The organism is Streptomyces sp. NBC_01408 (genome assembly GCF_026340255.1).
Lineage (GTDB): Bacteria > Actinomycetota > Actinomycetes > Streptomycetales > Streptomycetaceae > Streptomyces.
Genome location: NZ_JAPEPJ010000003.1, coordinates 112,333 through 136,896 on the forward strand (window position 1 = coordinate 112,333; position 24,564 = coordinate 136,896).

General features: G+C 71.1%; 23 protein-coding genes and 2 pseudogenes. 21 read left to right on the plus strand and 4 right to left on the minus strand.

The features are described from left to right. Window positions 1-68: 68 nt before the first annotated feature. From OG447_RS28305 to OG447_RS28315, 3 genes are all read left to right on the plus strand, one after another. A complete protein-coding gene (locus tag OG447_RS28305; protein WP_266940948.1) occupies window positions 69-1,046 on the plus strand; it encodes a helix-turn-helix domain-containing protein in 978 nt (325 codons plus the stop codon). A gap of 24 nt (window positions 1,047-1,070) precedes the next feature. Beyond that, complete coding sequence (locus OG447_RS28310; RefSeq protein ID WP_266940267.1) at window positions 1,071-1,556, plus strand: DUF456 domain-containing protein; 486 nt, start codon at window positions 1,071-1,073, stop codon at window positions 1,554-1,556. An 89-nt stretch (window positions 1,557-1,645) separates the two neighbouring features. Continuing rightward, window positions 1,646-2,044: a VOC family protein gene (locus OG447_RS28315; protein WP_266940268.1), complete on the plus strand. Its 399-nt coding sequence runs from the start codon at window positions 1,646-1,648 to the stop codon at window positions 2,042-2,044. A 100-nt stretch (window positions 2,045-2,144) separates the two neighbouring features. Here the strand turns inward: OG447_RS28315 and rsgA are convergent, their stop codons facing one another. Continuing rightward, entirely contained in the window at window positions 2,145-3,311 is a 1,167-nt protein-coding gene (gene rsgA / locus OG447_RS28320; RefSeq protein ID WP_266940269.1) for a ribosome small subunit-dependent GTPase A, read from the minus strand. 585 nt (window positions 3,312-3,896) lie between these two features. On the opposite strand from rsgA, the gene OG447_RS28325 reads away from it, so the two are divergent. The 4 genes from OG447_RS28325 to OG447_RS28340 all read left to right on the plus strand — a co-directional run bounded on the left by OG447_RS28325 (window position 3,897) and on the right by OG447_RS28340 (window position 8,509). Further along, on the plus strand, window positions 3,897-4,109 hold the full coding sequence (locus OG447_RS28325) for a helix-turn-helix domain-containing protein (RefSeq protein WP_266940950.1): 213 nt from the start codon (window positions 3,897-3,899) through the stop codon (window positions 4,107-4,109). Between the two features lie 1,978 nt (window positions 4,110-6,087). Next, complete coding sequence (locus tag OG447_RS28330) at window positions 6,088-6,402, plus strand: hypothetical protein (protein WP_266940270.1); 315 nt, start codon at window positions 6,088-6,090, stop codon at window positions 6,400-6,402. After that, on the plus strand, window positions 6,395-7,297 hold the full coding sequence (locus OG447_RS28335; RefSeq protein WP_266940271.1) for a hypothetical protein: 903 nt from the start codon (window positions 6,395-6,397) through the stop codon (window positions 7,295-7,297). Before OG447_RS28330 ends, OG447_RS28335 begins: the two co-directional genes overlap by 8 nt. Before the next feature lie 954 nt (window positions 7,298-8,251). Further along, window positions 8,252-8,509: a hypothetical protein gene (locus OG447_RS28340; protein WP_266940272.1), complete on the plus strand. Its 258-nt coding sequence runs from the start codon at window positions 8,252-8,254 to the stop codon at window positions 8,507-8,509. A gap of 80 nt (window positions 8,510-8,589) precedes the next feature. Here the strand turns inward: OG447_RS28340 and OG447_RS28345 are convergent. After that, window positions 8,590-8,863, minus strand: a pseudogene (locus tag OG447_RS28345) (IS5/IS1182 family transposase); the annotation flags it as partial. 76 nt (window positions 8,864-8,939) lie between these two features. Continuing rightward, window positions 8,940-9,368 (minus strand): annotated as a pseudogene (locus OG447_RS28350) (GTPase RsgA); the annotation flags it as partial. Window positions 9,369-9,655: 287 nt separating this feature from the next. Here OG447_RS28350 and OG447_RS28355 point away from each other — a divergent pair. Continuing rightward, the gene (locus OG447_RS28355; RefSeq protein WP_266940273.1) at window positions 9,656-10,522 is read left to right on the plus strand and encodes a hypothetical protein; all 867 of its coding nucleotides are present in this window, start codon (window positions 9,656-9,658) and stop codon (window positions 10,520-10,522) included. Window positions 10,523-10,555: 33 nt separating this feature from the next. On the opposite strand, the gene OG447_RS28360 is transcribed toward OG447_RS28355, so the two are convergent. Then, on the minus strand, window positions 10,556-11,674 hold the full coding sequence (locus OG447_RS28360; protein WP_266940274.1) for a YihY/virulence factor BrkB family protein: 1,119 nt from the start codon (window positions 11,672-11,674) through the stop codon (window positions 10,556-10,558). 17 nt (window positions 11,675-11,691) lie between these two features. On the opposite strand from OG447_RS28360, the gene OG447_RS28365 reads away from it, so the two are divergent. The 13 genes from OG447_RS28365 (at window position 11,692) to OG447_RS28420 (ending at window position 24,563) form a co-directional block, all read left to right on the plus strand. Continuing rightward, window positions 11,692-13,350, plus strand: coding sequence for an acyl-CoA dehydrogenase family protein (locus OG447_RS28365; protein WP_266940275.1), 1,659 nt, complete (start codon window positions 11,692-11,694; stop codon window positions 13,348-13,350). A 331-nt stretch (window positions 13,351-13,681) separates the two neighbouring features. Continuing rightward, window positions 13,682-14,971, plus strand: a complete 1,290-nt coding sequence (locus OG447_RS28370; protein ID WP_266940951.1) for a GAF domain-containing protein — start codon at window positions 13,682-13,684, stop codon at window positions 14,969-14,971. Between the two features lie 5 nt (window positions 14,972-14,976). After that, window positions 14,977-15,540 (plus strand): GNAT family N-acetyltransferase, encoded by a 564-nt coding sequence (locus tag OG447_RS28375; protein ID WP_266940276.1) that lies wholly within the window; start codon window positions 14,977-14,979, stop codon window positions 15,538-15,540. Window positions 15,541-15,742: 202 nt separating this feature from the next. After that, window positions 15,743-15,826 (plus strand): putative leader peptide, encoded by an 84-nt coding sequence (locus tag OG447_RS32335; protein WP_323181889.1) that lies wholly within the window; start codon window positions 15,743-15,745, stop codon window positions 15,824-15,826. Between the two features lie 181 nt (window positions 15,827-16,007). Beyond that, entirely contained in the window at window positions 16,008-17,714 is a 1,707-nt protein-coding gene (locus OG447_RS28380) for a nitrite/sulfite reductase (RefSeq protein ID WP_266940278.1), read from the plus strand. Next, window positions 17,711-17,890, plus strand: coding sequence for a hypothetical protein (locus OG447_RS28385; RefSeq protein WP_266940279.1), 180 nt, complete (start codon window positions 17,711-17,713; stop codon window positions 17,888-17,890). Before OG447_RS28380 ends, OG447_RS28385 begins: the two co-directional genes overlap by 4 nt. Further along, a complete protein-coding gene (locus OG447_RS28390) occupies window positions 17,887-18,594 on the plus strand; it encodes a phosphoadenylyl-sulfate reductase (protein ID WP_266940280.1) in 708 nt (235 codons plus the stop codon). Before OG447_RS28385 ends, OG447_RS28390 begins: the two co-directional genes overlap by 4 nt. A gap of 53 nt (window positions 18,595-18,647) precedes the next feature. Continuing rightward, window positions 18,648-19,193, plus strand: a complete 546-nt coding sequence (cysC, locus tag OG447_RS28395; RefSeq protein ID WP_323181890.1) for an adenylyl-sulfate kinase — start codon at window positions 18,648-18,650, stop codon at window positions 19,191-19,193. Beyond that, window positions 19,190-20,128 carry a sulfate adenylyltransferase subunit CysD gene (gene cysD / locus OG447_RS28400; protein WP_266940282.1) on the plus strand — a complete coding sequence of 313 codons (939 nt, stop codon included), beginning with the start codon at window positions 19,190-19,192 and terminating at the stop codon, window positions 20,126-20,128. The genes cysC and cysD overlap by 4 nt, the downstream gene beginning before the upstream one ends. A gap of 1 nt (window position 20,129) precedes the next feature. Then, window positions 20,130-21,470, plus strand: coding sequence for a sulfate adenylyltransferase subunit 1 (locus OG447_RS28405; protein ID WP_266940283.1), 1,341 nt, complete (start codon window positions 20,130-20,132; stop codon window positions 21,468-21,470). A 215-nt stretch (window positions 21,471-21,685) separates the two neighbouring features. Then, window positions 21,686-22,834, plus strand: coding sequence for an aliphatic sulfonate ABC transporter substrate-binding protein (locus OG447_RS28410; protein WP_266940284.1), 1,149 nt, complete (start codon window positions 21,686-21,688; stop codon window positions 22,832-22,834). 33 nt (window positions 22,835-22,867) lie between these two features. Then, window positions 22,868-23,665 carry an ABC transporter ATP-binding protein gene (locus OG447_RS28415; RefSeq protein ID WP_266940285.1) on the plus strand — a complete coding sequence of 266 codons (798 nt, stop codon included), beginning with the start codon at window positions 22,868-22,870 and terminating at the stop codon, window positions 23,663-23,665. Next, the gene (locus tag OG447_RS28420) at window positions 23,652-24,563 is read left to right on the plus strand and encodes an ABC transporter permease (protein ID WP_266940286.1); all 912 of its coding nucleotides are present in this window, start codon (window positions 23,652-23,654) and stop codon (window positions 24,561-24,563) included. Before OG447_RS28415 ends, OG447_RS28420 begins: the two co-directional genes overlap by 14 nt. Window position 24,564: the final 1 nt, after the last annotated feature.

Sequence of the window (24,564 nt, forward strand, 5' to 3'; positions counted from 1 at the left end):
GGGTTTGCGCCGTGGCCGCTTCCCGCCAGGCGGCGGTGTGCGGGAGTACCGAGAGCGGGGTGGACGGGTTGCTGAGTGCGATAGGCCTGGACGAGGGCCAGGAGTCCGCATACCGCGCGTTGGTGGCGTTGGGAGCGGCGGAGGTGCCGGACCTGGCCCACCGCCTGAACCTGCCGGTGCAGCAGACCGAACGGGCGCTGCGGCACCTGGAGCGGCAGGGGCTCGCCGCGCAGTCCTCGGCCCGGCCGGGGCGGTGGGTGGCGGCCCCGCCGGGAGTCGCCCTCGGCTCCCTGCTCACCCAGCAGCGGCACGAGCTGGAGCAGGCGGAGCTGACGGCGGCGCTGCTGGCCCAGGAGTACCGGGCGGAGGCGGCCGAGCCGGCGGTGCACGACCTGGTGGAGGTGGTGCAGGGCGCGCGTGCGGTGGCGCACCGGTTCCACCAGCTCCAGCTGGGCGCCGTGGAGGAGGTGTGCGCACTGGTCACCGGCCGGCCGCAGGTGGTGACGGGCACCGACAACGAGGCCGAGGAACGGGCCTCCGTACGGGGTGTCGAGTACCGGGTGGTGATCGAGCGCGAGGTGCTGGCCCTGCCGAGCGGGATCCGGGAGGCCTCGACGGCCCTGGCGCGCGGCGAACGGGTCCGGGTGACGGGGCAGGTCCCCACGAAGCTGGTGATCGCGGACCGGACCCTCGCCATGGTCCCGCTGACGGCGCGCGGCGCGGAGCCGGCGGCGCTGGTGGTGCACGCCTCGGGGCTGCTGGAGTCCCTGATGGGCCTGTTCGAGGCGGTGTGGCGGGAGTCGCTGCCGCTGCGGCTGGGCTCGACCGGTTCGGCGGAGGAGTCGGGGGGCAGCCCCGACGCCACGGACCTGGAGATCCTTTCGCTGCTCCTGGCGGGCATGACCGACGCGAGCGTGGCCAAGCACCTGGAACTGGGCCTGCGGACAGTGCAGCGGCGGGTGAAGGGCCTGATGGAGCTGTCCGGGGTCACGACGCGGCTCCAGCTGGGCTGGCACGCGTACGAAAGGGGCTGGGTGGCCCGATAGGCCCTGGTCGGTCAGGCTGAGCAGATGGAAGGGCCTCAGCTGCTGCTCGTAGCGCTGGTGCTGCTGCTCGGGGTGCTGGGGGTGCTGGTCCCGGGCGTGCCGGGCACCTGGCTGGTGTGGGCGGGGCTGCTGTGGTGGGCGCTGCGCGAACGGTCGGCCCTGGCGTGGTCCCTGCTGGTCGCGGCGACGGCGCTGCTGCTGGTGGTCCAGGTCGTGAAGTGGCAGCTGCCGCCCCGGCGGCTGCGGGGTGCGGGGGTCACCCGCCGGATGGCGGCGTACGCGGGGGCCGGGGCGGTCCTGGGCTTCGTAGTGATCCCGGTACTGGGCGCGGTCCCCGGCTTCGTGGGGGGCATCTACCTGTGCGAACGGCTCCGCCTGGGCACCCACGGCGAGGCCTGGGCCTCGGTGCGGGCGGTGATGCGGGAGGTGGGGACGAGCGTGCTGGTGGAGCTGTTCGCGTGCCTGCTCGTGGTGGGCGCGTGGGTGGGCGCGGTGGCGGCGGGGGCGTAGGAGTGTCCGCGGGCCGTTGTCGGAGGGGTGTCCTAGCCTCGGTCCCGAAGGGCACACCCGAGCACCCGGAGGGCACCACCATGGCCTCGATGCCGCAGAAGATCACCACGTTCCTGATGTTCGAGGGCGGGGCGGAGGAGGCCATGACCTTCTACACCTCGCTGTTCGAGGACTCCGAGATCGTCGACATCAGCCGCTACGGCCCCGAGGGCCCGGGCCCGGAGGGCACCGTCCTGCACGCCACGTTCGCGCTCGCCGGACAGCGGTTCATGTGCATCGACAGCCACGTCAAGCACGAGTTCGGCTTCACCCCGGCGGTGTCGCTGTTCGTCCAGTGCGAGAGCGAGGCCGAGCTGGACCGCCTCTACGGTGCCCTTGCCGAACAGGGCACGGAGCTGATGCCGCTGGGCTCGTACGGGTTCAGCCCCAAGTTCGGCTGGGTGAACGACCGCTTCGGCGTCTCGTGGCAGCTGAACCTGCCGGCCTGACGGCGGGTGAGCCCGGGCAGAACCCCGCCCGGGCTTCGCCGTACCCCCTGCGGAACCCGGCCCGGGCCCGGCCGGGCCCCGCAGGGGTCACGGCAAGGGGTCACGCTCGGCCGGTGCGCTTCGCCGCGTAGTTGGCCCGTCCCTCGGCCGACTTCAGCCGCCAGTCACGGCGGATCTCCGAGCGGACGCGCGCGTCCGTCTTCGCGACGATGCGCTGGTTCTCCCGGAGCAGCTTGCGGTAGCTCTCCAGGCGGCGTTCCGCCAGCTCCCCCGAGTCCAGGGCGGCCAGCACCGCGCACCCCGGCTCCGCTTCGTGCGCGCAGTCGTGGAAGCGGCACCGGGTCGCGTACTCCTCGATCTCCGAGAAGACCTGGCCCACGCCGGTCTCCGCGTCCCACAGGCCCACGCCGCGCAGCCCGGGCGTGTCGATCAGTACGCCGCCGCCCGGCAGGGCGAGCAGGTTGCGCGTGGTCGTGGTGTGCCGGCCCTTGCCGTCGACCTCGCGGGCCTCCTGGACCTCCATGACCTCGGCACCCAGCAGCGCGTTGGCCAGCGTGGACTTGCCCGCGCCGGAGATGCCGAGCAGCACGCTGGTGCCGTCCCCGACGACGGCGGCGAGGACGTCCGTGCCCTCGCCGGTGAGGGAGGAGATGGTGAGTACCTGGACCCCCGGCGCGGTGGTCTCCACGTCCTGGACGAGATGGGCGAGGGTCGCCGGGTCCGGGACCAGGTCCGCCTTGGTGAGGACGACCAGCGGCTGCGCCCCCGACTCCCAGGAGTCCGCCGACGTACGCAGCAGCGCGTCACCACTCGAACTGGACATCGCAAGCGCGAGGAACCGCTCGATCCGCCCGAGGTCGAGTTCGACCGCGAGCGACACACAGATGATGATGTGATCGATGTTAGTGGCCAGCACCTGGCCTTCGGAACGCTTGGAGGACGTCGACCGCACGAAGGCCGTACGGCGAGGGAGGATCGTGCGCGCGTACCGCGGATCACCGCCCTCGGGATCGACGGCGACCCAGTCCCCCGTACACACGACCTTCATCGGGTCACGGGGAACGACGAACTCGGTGTCGGCCCGGATGACGCCAGCGAGGGTGGCGACGTCGCACTGACCGCGGTCGACCCGTACGACCCGGCCGTGGACCAGACCCTTCGCAGCGTACGGGGCGAACTCGGCCGCCCAGCCTTCGTCCCAGCCGTAGGCGGCGAGGACGTGCTGAGCATCAGAAGTGGAAGACGTGTTGAGCGAAGCGTTGAACAAGGGGAACCCTTCGAAGGGTGGCCCCGGCGGCGCGCTCTGCGCGCGTAAGTCGAGTGGGTGTCAGCCGGAGACCACAGGGGTGGAAACGATGAACTCCTGAATGCGGGCAGCGCCCGTCACCATGACAGTCATCAATGTCCTCACCTCCTGCTTCTTCTCAACGAACCAACACTGTGCCCTCGGCAACGACACACAGCCGCGCCTTGGAACGAGCAGAACCATAGCCCCACCCCAGGACACGGCACCACCGATTAAATTCGGGGCCTCACCTGCACGCCCCCGACAGCCAGCGGACCAGCATCACGCCGCGAGTCGTACAGCATCCTGAGCGAGGACCTGCGGCCTGCCGACCTCAACGATCGGCCGCCTACAACTCACGGCGATCCCAGAGCGCGTGGGGAACTCCACCAGTTCGTATCGCAGCACACCCAAGGCCGGAACAGCCGCCGCGTCCAGGCCAACAGTCAACGCGGGCAGCTCGGCAGCGAGTTCCCACGATGTCGATACGAGGGAGACCACACCCAGCTCGGGAAGGTCCGCCAGTCGGAAGCCGATTCGGACTTCCGGCGTCGGCCCGCGACCTGCCTGGGCTGCCGCCTTGCGGTCAGCCAGGCTCGCCGGACAACCACACAGCGATCCACGTGCGCCCGCCCGCTCCAAGAAGCTGCGGCCCGACTCGGTCTGTCACCGCGGACGCTGCACCGGCGCCTGCGCCACTTCATGGACATGGCCGGAGTCCGAACCCTGATGCAGCTGGGCGGTCACGCCGTCCGACACGGCTGGGTGGAGCCGCACTGAGGGCGGTTCGTGCCGGCTCGCGGCCGCGAAGGCACTGCGGGGCCGGGTGCGGATGGCGGAGCTCGCCGCCCCGCTGACACCGAACCAGTGCATGGCAGCCCGTACGGATGCCGTCAGCGCTCAGCGGGGCCGGCCGGGCCGGGAGTGTCGGGATTTCCGAGGGAGAGGCACCAAGGGCATTCGTGGAGGTTGCTCGCGGCGGTCGTCGGATGAGGCGGGGGCAGGGAGAAGCCCGCCCTGTATTCGTCCTGGAGTACCCGTATCGAGCCAATTTCCGTCCGGGGCGGGGTGATTGCGCCGTCCCTGCCTGCTTCAGCGAGGCGGCATGTCACCTGTATCAGCACCGTCCTCACCGTCCTCGCCGCCCGTGCTGCTGCCAGGCGGACACGGCGCCGGGCGGCCGACCACGGGCCGCGATCGGACAGGTCATCGCAGGGGGCCATGTTCACGCAACCCTTCTCGTGGACTGTGTGCAGATGAGCCGGAAGACCCGGTCACCGTCGGCCATGTCACGAAGTGAGTTCCTCCTCGGTCGCGTGCAGTCCTGGAGGGACAGACCTTGCTGCCCCGGGGACACCCAGGGAAGGGTGGCGGTTCCTTGCGAATGTCGGCCGGGGACCCTCACAGAAACATAAGGATGATATTTCTTTTATTTTTGACACTTCTCACCATTTTCCCGGACGCATAGCACGGAGGTGCGCCGAACAGGAATTGGGTAGACCATCGCAGAATTAGCGCGGCTCAATATCGCGGCGAGAGTTCAGCAATGTACAGATTGCCGGGGTTTTTGTGTGACTGGCCATGTGCGGATTGCCGGGGTTTTTAAGGGATTCAGCGATATGGGTCACCGCGGCCGGGTACGCCCGCTCGGGAGTGCCGGCTCGACGAGCGGCCCGCCGCAGGGCGACGGCATCGGGGGCCGACACTTGACGCACCCGTCGGCTCCCGGGGGCACGGAAAGCTGGGCGAGGCGTCGGAGCGGCGGTCATTCGGCGAGTGGAGCCGGCCGGCGGCGTGAAGGGGCACTGCCGTAGAGGTCTCGCGCGAAGGGTGGCCGACACGGCTCGTGGACGACCCGGAACGGCTCCGTGCCGAGGTAGGGCGAGACGCCGACGGGCATCCCTCCTGGCTGTACTGGTGGCGCGGCTTCCTGGCGAGCCAGCCGGATGGCGTCCACATGGCAGGACAGGACGTGCCTGAAGCGTTGCTGACGCCTCAGTTCAAGGGCGTCCACGCGCCACAGACGGCCAGTCCCTGATGACGTCAACGCGGTGCAACCTGTGCCCAGCGTGGCGGAGATCAGCATGATCCACAGGAAGATGTCTCCCACAACCAGTCCTTTCGAAGGCTGACGCTCGAGGGGCGCACACGACCTGCGCCCCGGCGATCGTCCGACATAACGCAGAGGCATATGCAGAGTTGCGCTCGCCCTCCCGATTGCAGCCATGCGCAGCAATCCGCCGGCCTTGGCATCTCAGTCTTTTTGCTGATGATCAGCCGACGGCTCGGGGTGGCCGGACGAGGGGGCTGCGGCCGGCTCGGCGGGCCCCGGGCTGACGATCGGCGCGCTCATGCGGGGCCGCGTGGCCGTCCGACGCCAGGGAAGCGAAGCCGATCGAGACGGCGGCGAGGGCTCTGCAGTGAGGGATGAAGATATGCCGGATGGCGGCCCGTGGCGGGAGTCGGCGGCACGCGCAGACTCATCCCGCGATGCATGGGGGCGCCGCCCGACGGGCGCGGTGCACCGCGGGGCCGTCGCGTTGAAGGGCGCCGGGGGTGGTGAGGGCGCGTCGCTCGGGGCCCGCATCGGCCCGCCGCTCATCGTCCCCTTGAGCTGCGGCGTGGCGGAGCGGCAGGGCGTGGCTGCTGCACTCCTGCCGTGTTTGTAGAAACGATAAAAGGCAGGGAACACTTATTCATCTGCCACCATCACCCGGATGGCGCATACCCTGACCAACATCAACAGCGTTTATGGAATATGACAACAGCAAAGCTCCCCACCTTCTTCAGCAGGCCTGCAGAAGAAGGCGGACAGGGAGGTAACTTTCACACCGGGGCCACCCGGATCGGAAAGTGGACTTTCACTCCACGCTCAACCGGGTGCAGCGAGGCCAGGAACGCGACGCTGGAACACGAGAGCCTGGAAATCGATCTGAGTTACTCGTCCTCGGCCCTTGAGGACTTCCTCCACACGATGAGCATGATCCAGGTCGAGTTCGACCGGCGGTCGGGGAGCACCGCACGGTCCACGACACCGGTCGACGAGCGCTCGGGCGGCAGCTCCCGTGTTTGAGCCGTACGCATACCCGGACATCCACGGCCCCCACACCCAGCCGGACCCCACCGCGTTCTGGCGTCGGCCGGACCACGTACAGCACCACTCCCCCGAGCAGCCGCTCGGCGGGCCCGGTGAACCGCATCGGCCGTGGGATCCCGCGGAGGAACTCGCCATCCTCCTCCAGGAGAGTGCTGCACCCGGGCAGCCGGAGCCCCTCAGCCGCGTCGGCCTCGACGACACCGGTGACACGGTCAGCGCCATCGGCCTCGTCGCAGGACTGAAGCACGCCCCTGCCGAGCGGCCACCCAGACAGACCTCCAACGGGCACCGCCGGAACCCGTCGAAGTCGCCGGCAGCGACCCTGCTGCACACCGGCAGCCTGTTCACCGCCGTGCTGGTCGCCGTCATCGCCGCCGTGGTGAGCATCCTCAGTGGGCTGGCCATCTGCGACGCCCTGCGCCACAGCGCCGGACTTCACACGACCCACGAAGTGGTGAGCTGGTGGCCCCTGCTGATCTACGGCCCCTGGATGGTCGCCTCCCTGTCCATCCTCAGGTCCGCGCTGCACCAGCGCCGCGCGCTGCATTCCTGGTCCATCGTTCTGCTGTTCTCCACTCTGGCCACGCTTCTGTGCGTGGCCCAGGCGCCCAGAACGATCGCCGCCGGGACATCGTCTGCCCTTCCCGCCATCGCAGCGCTGGCCTGCTTCCAGCAGCTGGTCCGCCAGATCACGCTCACGCGGCCGCCCCGCCAGGCCGCTCCACGGCACCGGAACCCGCCCGCCTCCGCGCTGGGGCAGACGGCCGCGGCTCGGCGCAGCCAGGACGGTGTCGCTCCCGGCTACTCCGCGGCAGAGAAACGGGCTGTCCCCTCTCCGTCCCGCGGTCGCGGATTCGGGTACGGCGCATGACGGTCGTACGTGTGCGGAGGTGTCACGTGCGCAGGTCAGGGCTGCGGCTCTCGGCTTGGGCAGTGGGTTGCGGCTGCTGTGAGAGGCGAGGGGGCCCTGGGGCATTGGAACGAGGGCCGAGGTCGCGCCGGCGGCGCGGGTGCGACCCGGGGGTTCTTCAGCTGTCGGTTCGGCAGGAGCCGGTGAGTTCCTGCGGGAGGGCCGGGCGCTCAAGTCCGTACCGTCGATGAGGTCCGACCGGCCGACAGTCCTGGTGGCGATGAGATGGGGTGTTGATGCTGAATGCGGAGGGCCGGACGGGGCCGCCGCACCGCAGCGGCGTAGGCCGCCGGGGGCGGTCCGCCGCCCGGGCGAGGGGTTTTCTGCACCTGGTCGGCGGGCGCGTCATGCGGGCGATGCAGTGGGATTCCTGAGCAGGGGTCCCGGCGGGAACGGCGCCGGCCGCCCACGACACGAGGGGGCCGAGCGTCCCGTGGCCGGCGCCCGCGAAGAGCGAAGGCGGTGACGGCCGCTAACTTCCTGGACAACCTGGTCCTTCCCACGCGTCAAAGGGGTTCTCGCCTGCACCTTTGAAACGAAGATCGAAACCGATAGTCACGGGCGATGCGCAGACTCAGCCTGACGGTGTACGCCCTTGTCCCCTCGCGGCCCGGGCCTGAACCCGCTCACCGCTCCGCAGCTCAGACCGCACGGCGCACCCCGGCCGTCCGGTTGCTGCGGCACGTCCGAGCGACGCGCCGTTGGGCATGGTCATGCCCGGCAGCGGAGGCCGCTGCCGTCGGCATCCGCAGCGAATGCGCCGGGCAAAAATGCTCAGCGCCGCGGCGCCCCCGGAAGCCGTGTGCCCCGGGTGGCGCACCAGGCCGGGGTCACACCTCGATGAACCGAACCGAACCGAATCCACGGCGCGCTCCGGCGCCTCATCTCCCACGCCCATCACGAGAGGCCAGAAGCATGGTGTACGAATTCACCCACGCCGAACGAATCCAGTACAAGCGGCACCAGGACGCGGCCTACCAGGCCGGCGAAGACGCTGTCACCAACCTCCAGGCGGCGCTCGCGCTCGCAGACCTGGCCCTTCCCTCCCTGTGCAACGACGGGCCGGTGGCGGGCCACGGCTTCGTCCGGCTCGGAGGGTGCAACGCGGCCTTCGCCAACAGACTCGCCGAGGTCATCGCCGCAGGTGCCGACGCTCTGCAGTATCAACGGTGAACAGCCGGCCGGGAGTTGTCGTCAAGGTGTCACGCGCGCATCAGGAGCGGTGCGAGGGCTACGGCCGTTGGGCAGGGCGGGGCGGTCCTGTCGTACGGGGTGGCGATGCCCCGCTGTTGCTTCACGCGGTTGAAGCACCGTTCCGCGACGTTGCGGTGCCCGTGGAACCGGAACCTGCTTGTCGAAGGCCGGCGCACGGCCGCCCCGGCTGCCGTGCCGGGCCCGGTTGCGGACCTGGTCGGCCCGCTCGGGAATGGTGTGGGCGATGCCGCGGCGCCGCGGCCGGCTGCGTATCGCCTTCGAACTGCAGCCCTTGTCGCCGATGACGTGACCGGACCTCGTCCGGGGCCGGCCCGGCCGGGCCCGAGGCGAGGTACCCGTATCACCGCACAGCGGCGGGCCGCCGACGGTTGGGCGGCCGCCCCCGGCGAAGGGCCAGGAAGCGCTCGATGCGGCCCAGGTCCAGTTCGACGGCGAGCGAGACGGCGAGGATCGCGTGGTCGACGTTGGCGGCGAGGATCTGGCCCTCGGACCGCTGCGAGGAGGTGGACCGTACGAAGGCGGTCCGGCGCGGCAGGTACGCCTTGACGTACCGGGGGCTGCCGGTCGCTTCGACGGCGGCCCAGTCACCGGTGCAGATGACCCGGAGCGGGTCGTGCGGGGTGACGAAGGCGGTGTCGGCGCGGACGATGCCGTCCGCGGTCATGAGGTCGCACTGGCCGCGGTCGACGCGTACGACCCTGCCGGGCAGGAGGCCCTGCTCGGCGTACGGGGTGAACTCGGCCGCCCATGCGTCGTCCCAGCCGAAGGGGGCGAGGGCGTGGGAGGGGGAGGCCTGCGGGAAAGCGGAGAAAGACAAGGGGAACCCTTCGCATTTTCCGGGGCCGGCGCGACTGCGGCGCCGGCGGTGAACCGAGGGGCTGCCACCGGCGGTCCGGCGAGGTCATGGGCGGCGGCTCCCGCCGCGCCCGGACCTGGCGGACCGTCAACTCCGCGCACAGGGCGAGGCGGACGCCGACCGGACGCCGCCGCCGGCAGCCGTGCCTCGCCGATCACGCCGCCCCTACCCCTGTCGAAGATCGTTGGAATCCCTGCGGAACCGCCGGTAGGGTCGCCACGACCGTTTCTGTCAGGGGGAGTTGAGACGTGACCGGGAGTGTCGGGCAGTCCGATCCGGAGGGTGTGCCGCCCAGGCCCGCCGAGCCGCCGTACACCGCGCCCGGGACGGTGGCGGCCGGGGGCGGGGCCACGGCCGGGCACCCGCCGCGCTGGGCCTGGTGGGTGATCGGGATCGTCGTGCCGGTGCTGGGCACGGCGGCCACGGTGTTCGCGACTGCGGGGAAGAAGGAGCCGTCGCCGCCCGCCGCAGGTGCGCCGGCGCCCCCGTCGGCTTCGGCTTCGGCGGCGCCGTCGGCCGCCCCTGCGTCGGGGCCCTCGGGGTCCGCCACGCCGTCCGTCGCCCCGCTCATCCCCTCACCCGGCCCCTCCTCGGCGTCGGCGAGCCCGTCGGCGAGCCCGGACCTGTCGGCTCCGGCCGGCTACGGGGTGCGGCAGGGCCGGTGGGGCATCGCTCCTCCGATCTGCGGAGAGGCGCTGCTCGTCGACCTCGACGCCGGGGTGTCCACGACCGCCGTGCTGGAGTCGACCGGGGACAGCGTGCCCGCGGAGCAGACCGCCCGCACGGAGCTGGAGTACCGGCCCCACTCCCAGGGCTGCGGCATGTCCGGCATCTCTCCCTCGTCCACGGAACTCCGGTCGGCCACCGGCCGCCAGGTGGGCGTGCTGCGCGCGGGTCAGCCCCAGACCTTCGAGAACTGCCGGGCGGCCGCCGGGACGGGCTTCGGCGCCGTGCGGATGGGAGGCCGGACGGCGCAGGAGCGGGGCCTGGTACGCGGCGCGGCCCTGTGCTCCGTCACCGATCAGGGCTCCGTGGCCATGGCCCTCGTCGAGGAGCTCGGCAGCGATGCCGCCCCGGCCGTGGGCGGAGGGCTCGTCGTCTGGTCCAAGGGCTGATCCGCGCCGTCGGCACCGGCCCGGTGGTGAGGTTCAGTGCTTGTTGCGCAGCCGCGACGAGTAGTCCTCCGGCGGCAGGAATTTGGACCAGCGCTCCGGGAACTCCGACGGCATGCCCTCGTCCTCGTCGTCCTCCGACTCGCCCTCCGCCATCGCCCGCCAGGCGGCGGCCCGCGCGATCAGCTGGGCGGCCTCCGCCTCGCGGGCCCGTTCGTTGGCCTCGCGCGCCGCGGCCGTGGCCACGGACGGCCAGACCCGGTCGATGGCGGCGTTGACGGCCGCGCCGACGAGGACCGCGAAGGCCGAGATGCCGATCCACAGCAGGACCGCCACCGGGGCGGCGAGGGATCCGTAGATCGTCGGCCCTTCCACGGTGTTGGTCAGGTAGATCCGCAGCAGGAACGAGCCGAACACCCACATCGCGAGGGCCACCAGCGCGCCCGGCACGTCCTCGATCCACGGTGAGCGCACGGGCACGGACACGTGGTACAGCGTCGTGAGGAAGGCGATGGACAGCAGGGTCACGGTCGGCCAGTACAGCACCGCGATGACTTCCGTGCCCCAGGGCACGAGCCGTACCACCGCGTCCGGTCCCACCACCATCAGCGGCAGTACGATCGCGCCGATCAGCAGGGCGATCACGTACAGCAGGAAGGCCAGCAGCCGGGTCTTGACGATTCCGCGGTGCCCGTCGAGCCCGTACATGACGGTGATGGTGTCGATGAAGACGTTCACCGCCCTGGACCCCGACCACAGGGCGAAGGCGAAGCCGAGGGAGATCAGGTCCGGGCGGCCGCGGCCCGTCACGTCGTCCAGCAGGGGGCGGGCGATGTCGTTGACGCCGCGGTCGGAGAGGACCGTGCCGACCGCGCCGAGGATGTTCTCCTCGATGCTGGCGACGGTGGTGGTGTCGGTCCAGTTGTCCACGTAGCCCAGCAGTCCGAGCAGGCCGAGGAAGAGCGGGGGCAGCGAGAGCAGCGTGAAGAAGGCGGCCTCGGCGGCGAGCCCGAGGATGCGGTACTCGATGCACGAGTTGACGGTGTCTTTCAGCAGCAGCCAGGCCATCTTGCGCTTCGATACGTTGCGGTAGAGGGCGCGGGCCCGATGGAGCCGCCCTGGGATCCACTCGGGTGTTTCTTTTGCTGGCTGCACGTCCTTACGGTATCCGCATGGCAGCCACCACCCACACAGTCACCAATCAGCCCCCGCCGCTCGTGGGCCACGACGTCTACGGCGCGGACCGGGCCCTCAGCGAGGGCGTGGAGCGGCATCTCGCCCAGGCGGAGCCCGAACTCCTCGCCCAGGTAAGGGAGGAACTGACCGGCCTCGGGCTCGCCGCGGGCTCCGCGCAGGCCCAGGAATGGGGTACTCAGGCGAACGAGTGTCCGCCCAAGTTGCGGACGCACGACCGGTACGGCAACCGGATCGACGAGGTGGAGTTCCACCCGGCCTGGCACCGACTGCTCGGGCACGCCGTGACGAACGGGCTGACCGACGCCTGGGGCCGTCCGGCCGGGCATCTGCGCCGGGCCGCGGGGTTCTTCGTGTGGTCGCAGGCCGAGGCGGGGCACGGCTGCCCCGTCTCGATGACGCACGCCGCCGTACCGGCGCTGCGGACCGATCCGGAGCTTGCCGCCGAGTGGGAGCCGCGGCTGACCTCGCACGTGTACGAGGAGGGGCTGCGGCCGGCCGGGCAGAAGGCCGGTGTGCTCTTCGGCATGGGGATGACGGAGAAGCAGGGCGGCAGCGACGTACGGGCGAACACGACGGCCGCGGTGCCGCTGGACGCGTCCGGCGAGTACCTGCTGACCGGGCACAAGTGGTTCTGCTCGGCGCCGATGTCCGACGGGTTCCTGGTGCTGGCGCAGGCCCCGGGAGGGCTGACCTGCTTCCTGGTGCCGCGGGTGCTGCCGGACGGTACGCGCAACGTCTTCGCGATCCAGCGGCTGAAGGACAAGCTGGGCAACCGGTCCAACGCGTCGAGCGAGGTGGAGTTCGACGGGACCTGGGCGCGGCGGGTGGGCGAGGAGGGCCGCGGGGTGCGGACCATCATCGAGATGGTCGCCGCGACCCGGGTGGACTGCGTCATCGGATCGGCCGCGCTGATGCGGCAGGCGCTGACGCAGGCCGTCCACCACGCGGATCACCGCTCTGCTTTCGGAGCGGTGCTCATAGACCAGCCGCTGATGCGCAACGTGCTCGCCGACCTGGCCCTGGAGTCGGAGGCGGCCACCACCCTGGCCCTGCGGCTGGCGGCGGCCCAGGACGCGGGCACCGAGCAGGAGAAGGCCTTCCTGCGCCTCGCCGTGCCCGCCGCCAAGTACTGGGTGACCAAGCGCTGTACGCCGATGGTCGCCGAGGCCCTGGAATGTCTGGGCGGCAACGGCTACGTAGAGGAGTCGGGGATGCCGAGACTGCTGCGCGAATCCCCGCTGAACTCGATCTGGGAGGGCTCGGGCAATGTGCAGGCGCTGGACGTACTGCGCGCCCTGCAGCGCGAGCCGCAGGCGCTGGGCGCCTTCCTGGAGGAGGTCGGGCAGGCCCGGGGCGCCGACCACCGGCTGGATTCGGCCATCAAGCACCTGCTGACGGAGCTCGCCGACCTGGAGGGCATCGAGGCCCGGGCCCGCCGTGTGGTGGAGCGCATGACGCTGGTGCTCCAGGGGTCGCTGCTGGTGCGGTGGGCCCCGTCCGAGGTGGCGGACGCCTTCTGCGCCTCGCGGCTGGGGGGTGACTGGGGCTCGGCCTTCGGCACGCTGCCGCACAGTCTGGGCCTGCGCGCGATCGTGGAACGGGCGCGGGTCGCGGGCCCGGACGCCGCCCCCTAGGCACTGTCCGGGTGTTCCCTGAGCGGTCCCCAAACCGCTCCGGGCCTGGATCCGGGCCCGTTGACCTGGATCAGGGGTGGCGCCGCGCCGACTCGGCACCACCCCTGATCCGAGAAGCCCCGAGGAGGAGCTGTCACGCCGCTGGGCGGCGTCCGGACAGTTTCGGTCGGGTGACCGGGACTTGGCGAGAGTTGCATACCGTTGCAACCTTTGAGTCGGCGGCTGCCCGCCGGGGGCGCTGGGGAAGCGGCGCCCCGGGACCCTGCGGGCGGCCGCGGTCGTACGTCCTGTTCCGCACGGGGAGGTTCCAGTGGCCGACACCGCAGGCAGCATGGTCGATGTGGCGCGCATCTCGGCCATGGACGCGCGGGATGCCGCACGTCTGCTGAAGGGGGTACGGGCGGCCGCGCTGGCCGGGGACCGGCCGCCGGCCGCGCCGCGTCCGGAGATCGCCGAGTCCTGGCGCCGGATGCTGGCCGGCGGGGTGGACCCGGACCGGGACGCCCGCTCGCGCATGCTGTCGGCGGCGGAGACCGAGGAGCGGCGGCACGTGTCACCGCTGCGGGAGCTCCTGCCGGTGCTGCGGGAGGGGCTGCTGCCGGCCCTGGACGAGGCCCTGCACATCATGGTCGTCGCCGACGCGGAGGGCCGGCTGCTGTGGCGGGAGGGCCACCGTTCCATCCTGCGCAAGGCGGACCGGCTCGGCTTCTCGGTGGGCGCCGACTGGGACGAGGCCGTGGTCGGCACGAACGGGGTGGGCACGGCGCTGGTGACCCGGCGGCCGGTGCAGGTGTTCTCGGCGGAGCACTTCGTCTCCAGCCACCACGACTGGACCTGCGCGGGGGCGCCCGTACGGGACCCCCGGGACGGGCGGCTGCTGGGCGTGGTCGACGTCAGCGGGCCGCTGGCCACCATGCATCCGGCGACGCTGGCCTGGGTGAGCTCGGTGGCCCGGCTCGCGGAGCGGGAGCTGCGGGTCCGGCACCTGGAGTCGCTGGAGCGGCTGCGTGCGGTGGCCTCCCCGCTGCTGGCCCGGCTGCCGGGCCGGGCCCTGGCGGTGGACCCCCACGGCTGGACGGCGGCGGTGACGGGGCTGGCCCCGACGGACCGCGTGCCGCTGCCGAAGGCGTTCGGGCCGGGCCGGGTGTGGGTGCCGCAGCTCGGGGACTGCGCGGTGGAGCCGCTGCCCGGCGGCTGGCTGCTGCGGATCGCGGAGGACCGCACGGACGCCTCGGTGACCCGGGTCGTCCTGGACCTCAGCCGGGCGGGCTCCTGGTCGGCGACGGTGTACGGGGCCGCCGGGAGCTGGTCGCAGGAGCTGAGCCCGCGCCACGCGGAGCTGTTGTTCCTGCTCGCGGAGAGCCCGCGGGGGCGCTCGGCGGCGGAGCTCTCGGCGGAGCTGTTCGGCGACCCGACCCGCACGGTGACGGTCCGCGCGGAGATGTCCCGCGTACGGCGCCACCTGGCGGGCGTCCTGACCCACCGGCCGTACCGCTTCGCGGCGGAGGTCGAGGTGGAGCTGATCCGCCCGCAGGATCCCGCCGCGCTGCTCCCGCACTCCACGGCTCCGGCGGTGATCAGGGCCCGCCTGGGCCACCGGGGGTCCGGCATGGTTCCCTGACGTGCATGAGCACCATCACCCTCACCACCTGGTCCCTGGAAATGACCTCCGCGTCGGACCTCGTCCCGGCGGCCGTCCCGGGCCCGGAGATCACGATCGCCCGCGCCGAGGTCCCGTCCCCGGAGTTCAGCCGCTTCCTCTATGCCTCGGTGGGCGGGGACATCCACTGGACGGACCGGCTGTCGCTGACCCGCGCGCAGTGGGTGGAGCAGCTGGACCGGCCGGGCGTGGAGACCTGGGTCGCCTACGACCGCGGCACCCCGGCGGGGTACGTGGAGTTCGACCCGCAGGACGACGGCGTGGTGGAGATCGTCTACTTCGGCCTCCTCCCGGACTTCCGGGGCCGCCGCATCGGCGGGCACCTGCTGTCGGTGGGCATCGCCCGGGCGTGGGACCTCGCGTCGCGCTGGCCGGACCGGGAGCCGACGCGCCGCGTCTGGCTCCACACGTGCAGCCTGGACGGCCCGACGGCGATGGACAACTACCAGCGCCGCGGCTTCAAGCTCTTCAAGACGGAGACGGAATCCAAGGTGGAGTCCCCGACCCCCGGCCCCTGGCCCGGCGCGTAGCCCCGGGGTACAGCCCCGCCGGCGTTTGAGGCGCGGGGGTCCGGGGGCCGGCCCCCGGCAACGGCGCCGCACCCTGCCGCGGAGTGGCCGGAAACCGGTCCGAGGGGTGACTCCGATCACGCCATCCCACGATCCGGGACGAGTTCGTCCGCATTATGGACAGTAGTGGACTCCTCCAATCGGCACATGACACGCTTCCGCCATGAATGGAGCTGGAATTGCCTTGGTGAGTCGGCGGCACGTCGACCTCGGCCGCATGTCCAGCGCCATGTGTCCGGCCTGCTGACGGAACCAGCCACAGCCGTAGACACCCTCCGAGCCCCCTGAGGCCAGTACCGCCACGCCCACCGGCACGACGGCGGTACTCAGCCGCACCCGCCTGCAGCGTCGCAGGTCACCGCAGTACCAGGGGTCACGCCGCCGCTCCCCCTGCCCTGCCTAGAGCCGTTGAAGAAGGACGTACCGTCATGGCCGCCACCCCCGAAACGCCCGCTGCCGCCCCCGCAGCCGCCGCGCGCCGCAAGAGCGGCCGTCACCGCGGTGAGGGCCAGTGGGCCGTCGGACACCACACGCCCCTCAACGGCAACGAGCAGTTCAAGAAGGACGACGACGGTCTCAACGTGCGGACACGCATTGAGACGATCTACTCCAAGACGGGTTTCGACTCGATCGACCCCAACGACCTGCGCGGCCGTATGCGCTGGTGGGGCCTCTACACCCAGCGCAAGCCCGGGATCGACGGCGGCAAGACCGCGATCCTGGAGCCGGAGGAGCTGGACGACAAGTACTTCATGCTGCGCGTGCGCATCGACGGCGGCCGGCTGACCACCGAGCAGCTGCGCGTCATAGGCGAGATCTCCCAGGAGTTCGCGCGCGGTACCGCCGACCTCACCGACCGCCAGAACGTGCAGTACCACTGGATCCGGATCGAGGACGTCCCGGAGATCTGGCGCCGCCTGGAGGCCGTCGGCCTGTCCACCACCGAGGCCTGCGGTGACACGCCCCGCGTCATCCTCGGCTCGCCGGTCGCCGGCATCGCCCAGGACGAGATCATCGACGGCACGCCCGCCATCGACGAGATCTACCGCCGCATCGTGGGCAACCCGGACTTCTCCAACCTGCCGCGCAAGTTCAAGTCCGCGGTCTCCGGCTCGCCGCTGCTCGACGTGGCGCACGAGATCAACGACATCGCCTTCGTCGGCGTGACCCACCCCGAGCACGGCCCCGGCTTCGACGTCTGGGTCGGCGGCGGCCTCTCCACCAACCCCAAGCTGGGTGTGCGCCTGGGCACCTGGGTCTCGCTGGACGAGGTCCCGGACGTCTACGAGGGCGTCATCTCGATCTTCCGCGACTACGGCTACCGCCGCCTGCGCACCCGCGCCCGGCTGAAGTTCCTCGTCGCCGACTGGGGCCCGGCCAAGTTCCGCCAGGTCCTCGAGGACGAGTACCTGAAGCGCAAGCTCACCGACGGCCCCGCGCCCGAGCAGCCCTCCGGCCAGTGGCGCGACCACGTGGGCGTCCACCAGCAGCAGGACGGCCGCTTCTACGTCGGCTTCGCGCCGCGCGTCGGCCGCGTCGACGGCGCCACCCTGACCAAGATCGCGGATGTGGCCGAGCAGCACGGCTCCGGCCGGCTGCGCACCACCGCCGAGCAGAAGATGATCGTGCTCGACATCGAGGCCGACCAGGTCGACTCGGTCGTCGCGGCCCTGGAGGCGCTGGACCTGCGGGTCAAGCCGTCCCCGTTCCGCCGCGGCACGATGGCCTGCACCGGCATCGAGTTCTGCAAGCTGGCCATCGTCGAGACCAAGGCGCGCGGCGCCTCGCTGATCGACGAGCTGGAGCGCCGCCTGCCGGACTTCGCCGAGCCGCTGACCATCAACATCAACGGCTGCCCGAACGCCTGCGCCCGCATCCAGGTGGCGGACATCGGTCTCAAGGGCCAGCTGGTCCTGGACGACGACGGCAACCAGGTGGAGGGCTACCAGGTCCACCTGGGCGGCGCCCTCGGCCTGGAGGCCGGCTTCGGCCGCAAGGTCCGCGGCCTCAAGGTCACCTCGGATGGTCTGCCCGACTACGTCGAGCGGGTCGTCAAGCAGTACGAGGAGCAGCGCGAGGACGGCGAGCGGTTCGCGGCGTGGGTCGCCCGCGCGGACGAGAAGAGCCTCTCGTGAGCGAGCGCGCCGCACCGTTCTACTGCCCGTACTGCGGCGACGAGGACCTGTTTCCGAACGAGACCGGTCACGGCGCCTGGGAATGCCGGGCGTGCAACCGGGCCTTCCAGCTGAAGTACCTCGGGCTGCTGTCCCGGGGTGTTCAGTCCGACGCAGCTGGAGGGGACGAGATATGACGACGGTTCAGGAAACCGGGACGAGGAACCTGAAGGAACTGGCCGAGCAGGCGGGCCGGGACCTGGAGGACGCCTCCCCGCTGGACATCCTTCGCTGGGCGGCCGACACCTTCGGCGGGAAGTTCGCCGTGACCTCCTCCATGGAGGACGCGGTCGTCGCCCACCTGGCCTCCCGGGTCCGCCCCGGCGTGGACGTGGTCTTCCTCGACACGGGCTACCACTTCGAGGAGACCATCGGCACCCGTGACGCGGTCGAGGCCGTGATGGACGTCAACGTCATCACGCTCACCCCGCGCCAGAGCGTCGCCGAGCAGGACGCCGAGTACGGGCCGAAGCTGCACGACCGGGACCCCGACCTGTGCTGCGCGCTGCGCAAGGTCAAGCCGCTGGAAGAGGGCCTGACCGCGTACGAGGCGTGGGCGACGGGCCTGCGCCGCGACGAGTCCCCGACCCGGGCGAACACCCCGGTCGTCGGCTGGGACGAGAAGCGGCAGAAGGTCAAGGTCTCGCCGATCGCCCGCTGGACCCAGGACGACGTGGACGCCTACGTCGCCGAGCACGGCGTACTCACCAACCCCCTGCTGATGGACGGTTACGCCTCCGTCGGCTGCGCCCCCTGCACCCGCCGGGTCGCGGAGGGCGAGGACGCCCGGGCCGGCCGCTGGGCCGGACGGGGCAAGACCGAGTGCGGACTGCACGGCTGATGACGGACACCACGAACACCACGGCACCGACGGAACCGACGGAGAAGAAGCAGATGAGCGTGAGCGACCAGGGCGCCACCGTGTGGCTGACCGGGCTGCCGAGCGCGGGCAAGACCACCATCGCCTACGCGCTGGCCGAGCGGCTGCGCACCGAGGGCCACCGGGTGGAGGTCCTCGACGGCGACGAGATCCGCGAGTTCCTCTCCGCGGGCCTGGGCTTCTCCCGCGAGGACCGGCACACCAACGTCCAGCGGATCGGCTTCGTCGCCGAGCTCCTCGCGAGCAACGGCGTCAAGGCACTGGTACCGGTGATCGCGCCGTTCGCGGACAGCCGTGAGGCCGTCCGCAAGCGGCACGCCGCCGAGGACACCTCGTACCTGGAGGTCCACGTGGCCACCCCGGTGGAGGTCTGCTCGGAGCGTGACGTGAAGGGCCTGTACGCCAAGCAGGCGGCGGGCGAGATCTCCGGTCTGACCGGGGTCGACGACCCGTACGAGGCGCCGGAGTCCCCGGACCTCCGTATCGAGTCGCACACGCAGTCCGTGCAGGAGTCGGCTTCGGCCCTGCACGCGCTGCTCACCGAGAGGGGTCTGGCATGACGGCCACCGTCGCACACGTCCACGACGAGACCGACGCACCTTACGCGCTGTCGCACCTCGACGCCCTCGAGTCGGAGGCCGTGCACATCTTCCGCGAGGTGGCGGGCGAGTTCGAGAAGCCGGTGATCCTGTTCTCCGGCGGCAAGGACTCCATCGTCATGCTGCACCTGGCGCTGAAGGCGTTCGCGCCGGCGCCGGTGCCCTTCACGCTGCTGCACGTCGACACGGGTCACAACTTCCCCGAGGTGCTGGAGTACCGCGACCGCACGGTCGAGAAGCACGGTCTGCGCCTGCACGTGGCGTCCGTCCAGGAGTACATCGACGCGGGCAAGCTGCGCGAGCGTCCGGACGGCACCCGCAACCCGCTGCAGACCGTCCCGCTGACCGAGGCGATCCAGAGCCTCAAGTTCGACGCCGTCTTCGGCGGCGGCCGCCGCGACGAGGAGAAGGCCCGCGCCAAGGAGCGCGTCTTCAGCCTCCGCGACGAGTTCTCCCAGTGGGACCCGCGCCGTCAGCGCCCCGAGCTGTGGCAGCTCTACAACGGCCGCCACGCGCCCGGCGAGCACGTGCGCGTCTTCCCGCTCTCCAACTGGACCGAGCTGGACGTGTGGCAGTACATCGCCCGCGAGGGCATCGAGCTGCCGGAGATCTACTTCGCCCACGAGCGCGAGGTCTTCCAGCGCAACGGCATGTGGCTGACGGCCGGCGAGTGGGGCGGCGCGAAGGAGGGCGAGACGCCCGAGACGCGTCTCATCCGCTACCGCACCGTCGGTGACATGTCCTGCACCGGCGCCGTCGACTCCGACGCCGCCACGCTGGACGCCGTGATCGCCGAGATCGCCGTCTCCCGGCTCACCGAGCGGGGCGCGACCCGCGCCGACGACAAGATGTCCGAGGCCGCGATGGAAGACCGCAAGCGCGAAGGGTACTTCTAAGATGACCAGCACCACCGAGCAGTTCGCCGATCTGTCGGCGACCACGCTGCTGCGCTTCGCGACCGCCGGTTCCGTCGACGACGGCAAGTCCACCCTGGTGGGCCGGCTGCTGCACGACTCGAAGTCGGTCCTGACCGACCAGATGGAGGCCGTCGAGGCCGTCTCCGCCCAGCGCGGCCAGGACGCCCCCGACCTCGCGCTGCTCACCGACGGCCTGCGGGCCGAGCGCGAGCAGGGCATCACCATCGACGTCGCGTACCGCTACTTCGCCACCGCGCGCCGCCGGTTCATCCTCGCGGACACCCCCGGGCACGTGCAGTACACCCGGAACATGGTCACCGGCGCCTCCACCGCCGACCTGGCCGTGGTCCTGGTCGACGCCCGCAACGGCGTCATCGAGCAGACCCGCCGGCACGCGGCCGTCGCGGCCCTGCTGCGCGTCCCGCACGTGGTCCTGGCCGTCAACAAGATGGACCTGGTGGGCTACCAGGAGTCCGTCTTCGCGGCGATCGCCGAGGAGTTCACCGCGTACGCCTCGGACCTGGGCGTCCCGGAGATCACCGCCATCCCGATCTCGGCCCTGGCCGGGGACAACGTGGTCGAGCCGTCCGCGAACATGGACTGGTACGGCGGCCCGACGGTCCTGGAGCACCTGGAGACCGTCCCGGTCAGCCACGACCTCACCGCCTGCCCGGCGCGCTTCCCCGTGCAGTACGTGATCCGCCCGCAGTCCGCGGAGCACCCCGACTACCGCGGCTACGCGGGCCAGATCGCCTCCGGCGTGCTGCGCGTCGGCGAGGCCGTGACGGTGCTGCCCTCGGGCCGTACCAGCACGGTCGTGGGCATCGACGCGCTCGGCGAGAGCGTCGACATCGCCTGGGCCCCCCAGTCGGTGACGCTGCGGCTCGCGGACGACATCGACATCTCGCGCGGCGACCTGATCGCGCCGTCCGCGAGCGCCCCGGCCACCACGCAGGACGTCGAGGCGACGGTCTGCCACGTGGCGGACCAGCCGCTGGCCGTCGGCGCCCGGGTGCTGATCAAGCACACGACGCGCACGGTCAAGGCGATCGTCAAGGAGATCCCCTCGCGGCTGACGCTGGACGACCTGTCCCAGCACCCGAACCCCGGTCAGCTCGTGGCCAACGACATCGGCCGCGTGGTCGTCCGTACTGCCGAGCCGCTCGCGCTCGACGCGTACGCCGACTCGCGCCGCACCGGATCGTTCCTGCTGATCGACCCGGCTGACGGAACCACCCTGGCGGCGGGCATGGCGGGCGAGTCCTTCGCCTCCAAGGCCGAGACCACCGTTCAGGCGGATGAAGAAGGGTGGGACTTCTAACCCATGCTTTCCGACATCTACTCCACCTTCGCCAAGGAGGGCGGCCGCGTAGGCAGCGGTCGCCTCGGCAGCGGCCAGGGAGGGGTGGCGCGATGTGCGCGATGACGTACGCGCACCGCATGCGCGCCCTCACCCCCCACGAGCTGTACCTGCCCCTGCTCCACAGACGAAGACGTGCGTCATGAGATGACCACGTCACGAGAGGAAGTCCTCCCGTGCCTGCCACCGCCACCACCCGTAGTACACGTACCACGCGCAACACCCTGCGCCGCGGCGTTGTCGCCGCCGCCGCGCTGCCGCTCCTGATCGGCGCACTCGCCTCCTGCGGCTACGGCTCCCAGGCCGAGAAGGACGAGCCCCAGGACAAGGCCGCCAACGTGGCCGGCGCCGGAGAGAAGCTCTCCGCCTCCGAGGTCCGCATCGGGTACTTCCCGAACCTGACCCACGCCACCGCGCTCGTCGGCCTCCAGGAAGGCCTGATCGAGAAGGAACTGAACGGCACCAAGATCAAGCCGCAGGCCTTCAACGCGGGCCCGTCCGAGATCGAGGCGCTCAACGGCGGCTCTCTCGACATCGGCTTCATCGGGCCCTCGCCCGCGATCAACGGCTTCGTGAAGTCCAAGGGTTCCAACCTGCGGATCATCTCCGGTTCCGCCTCGGGCGGCGTGAAGCTCGTCGTGAACCCGGAGAAGATCAAGACCCTGGACGACCTCAAGGGCAAGAGGATCGCCACCCCGCAGAAGGGGAACACGCAGGACGTCGCGTTCCTCAACTGGATCTCCGAGAAGGGCTGGAAGGTCGACCCGGAGTCCGGCAAGGGTGACGTCTCCGTCGTCCGCACGGACAACAAGGTCACCCCGGACGCCTTCAAGCAGGGCTCGATCGACGGCGCCTGGGTGCCGGAGCCGACGGCCTCCAAGCTCGTCTCCGAAGGCGGCGCGGTCCTCCTCGACGAGACCGCCCTGTGGCCCGACAAGAAGTTCGTGATCACGAACATCATCGTGTCGCAGAAGTTCCTCAAGGAGCACCCGGACGTGGTCGAGGCCGTGCTCAAGGGCACGGTGAAGACCAACGAGTGGATCAACGCCAACCCGGACAAGGCGAAGGCCTCGGCCAACGCCAAGCTGGAGGCGGAGAGCGGCAAGCCGCTCGACGCCAAGATCATCGACCCGGCGTGGCCGAGCATCGCGCTCACCGACGACCCGCTGGCGTCGACGCTGAAGACGCAGGCCGACTGGGCGGTCAAGGCCAAGCTCATCGAACAGCCCGAGCTGACCGGCATCTACGACCTGACGCTCCTGAACAAGGTCCTGAAGGCCGCGGGCAAGCCCGAGGTATCCGACGCCGGTCTCGGCGCGAAGTAACCCCGTAACCAGCAACCCCAGGAGGTGACGACCATGGCCACCACGCTTGCCAAGGCTGCCGAGGGCACCGTAGCGGAGCAGCACGCGCACGCCGCGCGCATCGAGCACGTCTCGAAGTCCTTCTCCGGCCCGGCCGGATCGCAGCTCGTCCTGGACGACATCAGCCTCGATGTCGCTCCCGGAGAGTTCGTCACCATCCTGGGGGCCTCGGGGTGTGGCAAGTCCACGCTGCTGAACCTGGTCGCGGGGCTGGACAAGCCGTCCGTGGGATCCATCGAGACCCCCGGCGGCCGTCCGGCGCTGATGTTCCAGGAGCACGCCCTCTTCCCGTGGCTGACCGCGGGCAAGAACATCGAACTCGCCCTGCGGCTGCGCGGGGTGGCCAAGGCCGACCGCAGGCCGGAGGCCGAGCGGCTGCTGGACCTGGTCCGGCTCGGCGGCGCGTACGGCAAGCGCGTCCACGAACTGTCGGGCGGCATGCGCCAGCGCGTGGCGCTGGCCCGGGCCCTCGCCCAGGACAGCCGGCTGCTGCTGATGGACGAGCCGTTCGCCGCGCTCGACGCCATCACCCGCGACGTGCTGCACGGCGAGCTCACCCGCATCTGGGCGGAGACCGGCCTGTCGGTCCTCTTCGTCACCCACAACGTGCGCGAGGCCGTGCGCCTCGCCCAGCGCGTGGTCCTGCTCTCCTCCCGGCCCGGCCGGATCGCGAAGGAATGGACCGTGGACATCCCGCAGCCGCGCCGCATCGAGGACGCGGACGTCGCGGAACTGTCCCTTGAGATCACTGAACACCTGCGTGGGGAGATCCGCCGCCATGGCCAGCACTGACATCGACCCCCAGTACAAGAAGGTGGCCAAGGCCGGCGGCACGGACGACCTCGCCGGTCTGGAAGCCGGTCTGGACGCCCTCGACGCGGTCGAGACCCACCGCACCCCGGTCCGCGAGGTCCTCCTCAAGAAGGTCCTGCCCCCGCTCCTGGCCGTCGGCCTGGTGCTGCTGGTCTGGCAGCTCCTCGTCATGGCGAAGGTCGCCGACGAGACCAAGCTGCCCGCCCTGTCCGCCGTGTGGGACAGCCTGTCCGACATGTGGCTCAAGGGCACCCTGCTGGAGGTCATCTGGACCAGCGTCTCCCGCGGCATGCTCGGCTTCCTGCTGGCCCTGGCCATCGGCACCCCGCTCGGCCTGCTGGTCGCCCGGGTGAAGTTCGTCCGCGCCGCGATCGGCCCGATCCTCCAGGGGCTGCAGTCCCTGCCCTCGGTCGCCTGGGTGCCTCCGGCCGTGCTCTGGTTCGGCCTCAACGACGCCATGATGTACACCGTCATCCTGCTCGGCGCGGTCCCGTCCATCGCCAACGGCCTCGTCTCCGGCATCGACCAGATCCCGCCGCTGTTCCTGCGGGCCGGCCGCACCCTGGGCGCCACCGGCCTGCGCGGCGCCCGGCACATCGTGATGCCGGCCGCACTGCCCGGCTACCTGGCCGGCCTGAAGCAGGGCTGGGCCTTCTCCTGGCGCTCCCTGATGGCCGCCGAGATCATCGCCAGCTCCCCCGACCTCGGTCTGGGCCTGGGCCAGCTGCTGGAGAACGGCCGCAACAACATCGACCTGCCGGGCGTGTTCCTCGCGATCATCCTGATCCTGGTCGTCGGCATCGCCATCGACCTGCTGATCTTCAGTCCCGTCGAGCGGTGGGTGCTGCGCAGCCGCGGCCTGCTGGCCAAGAGCTGAG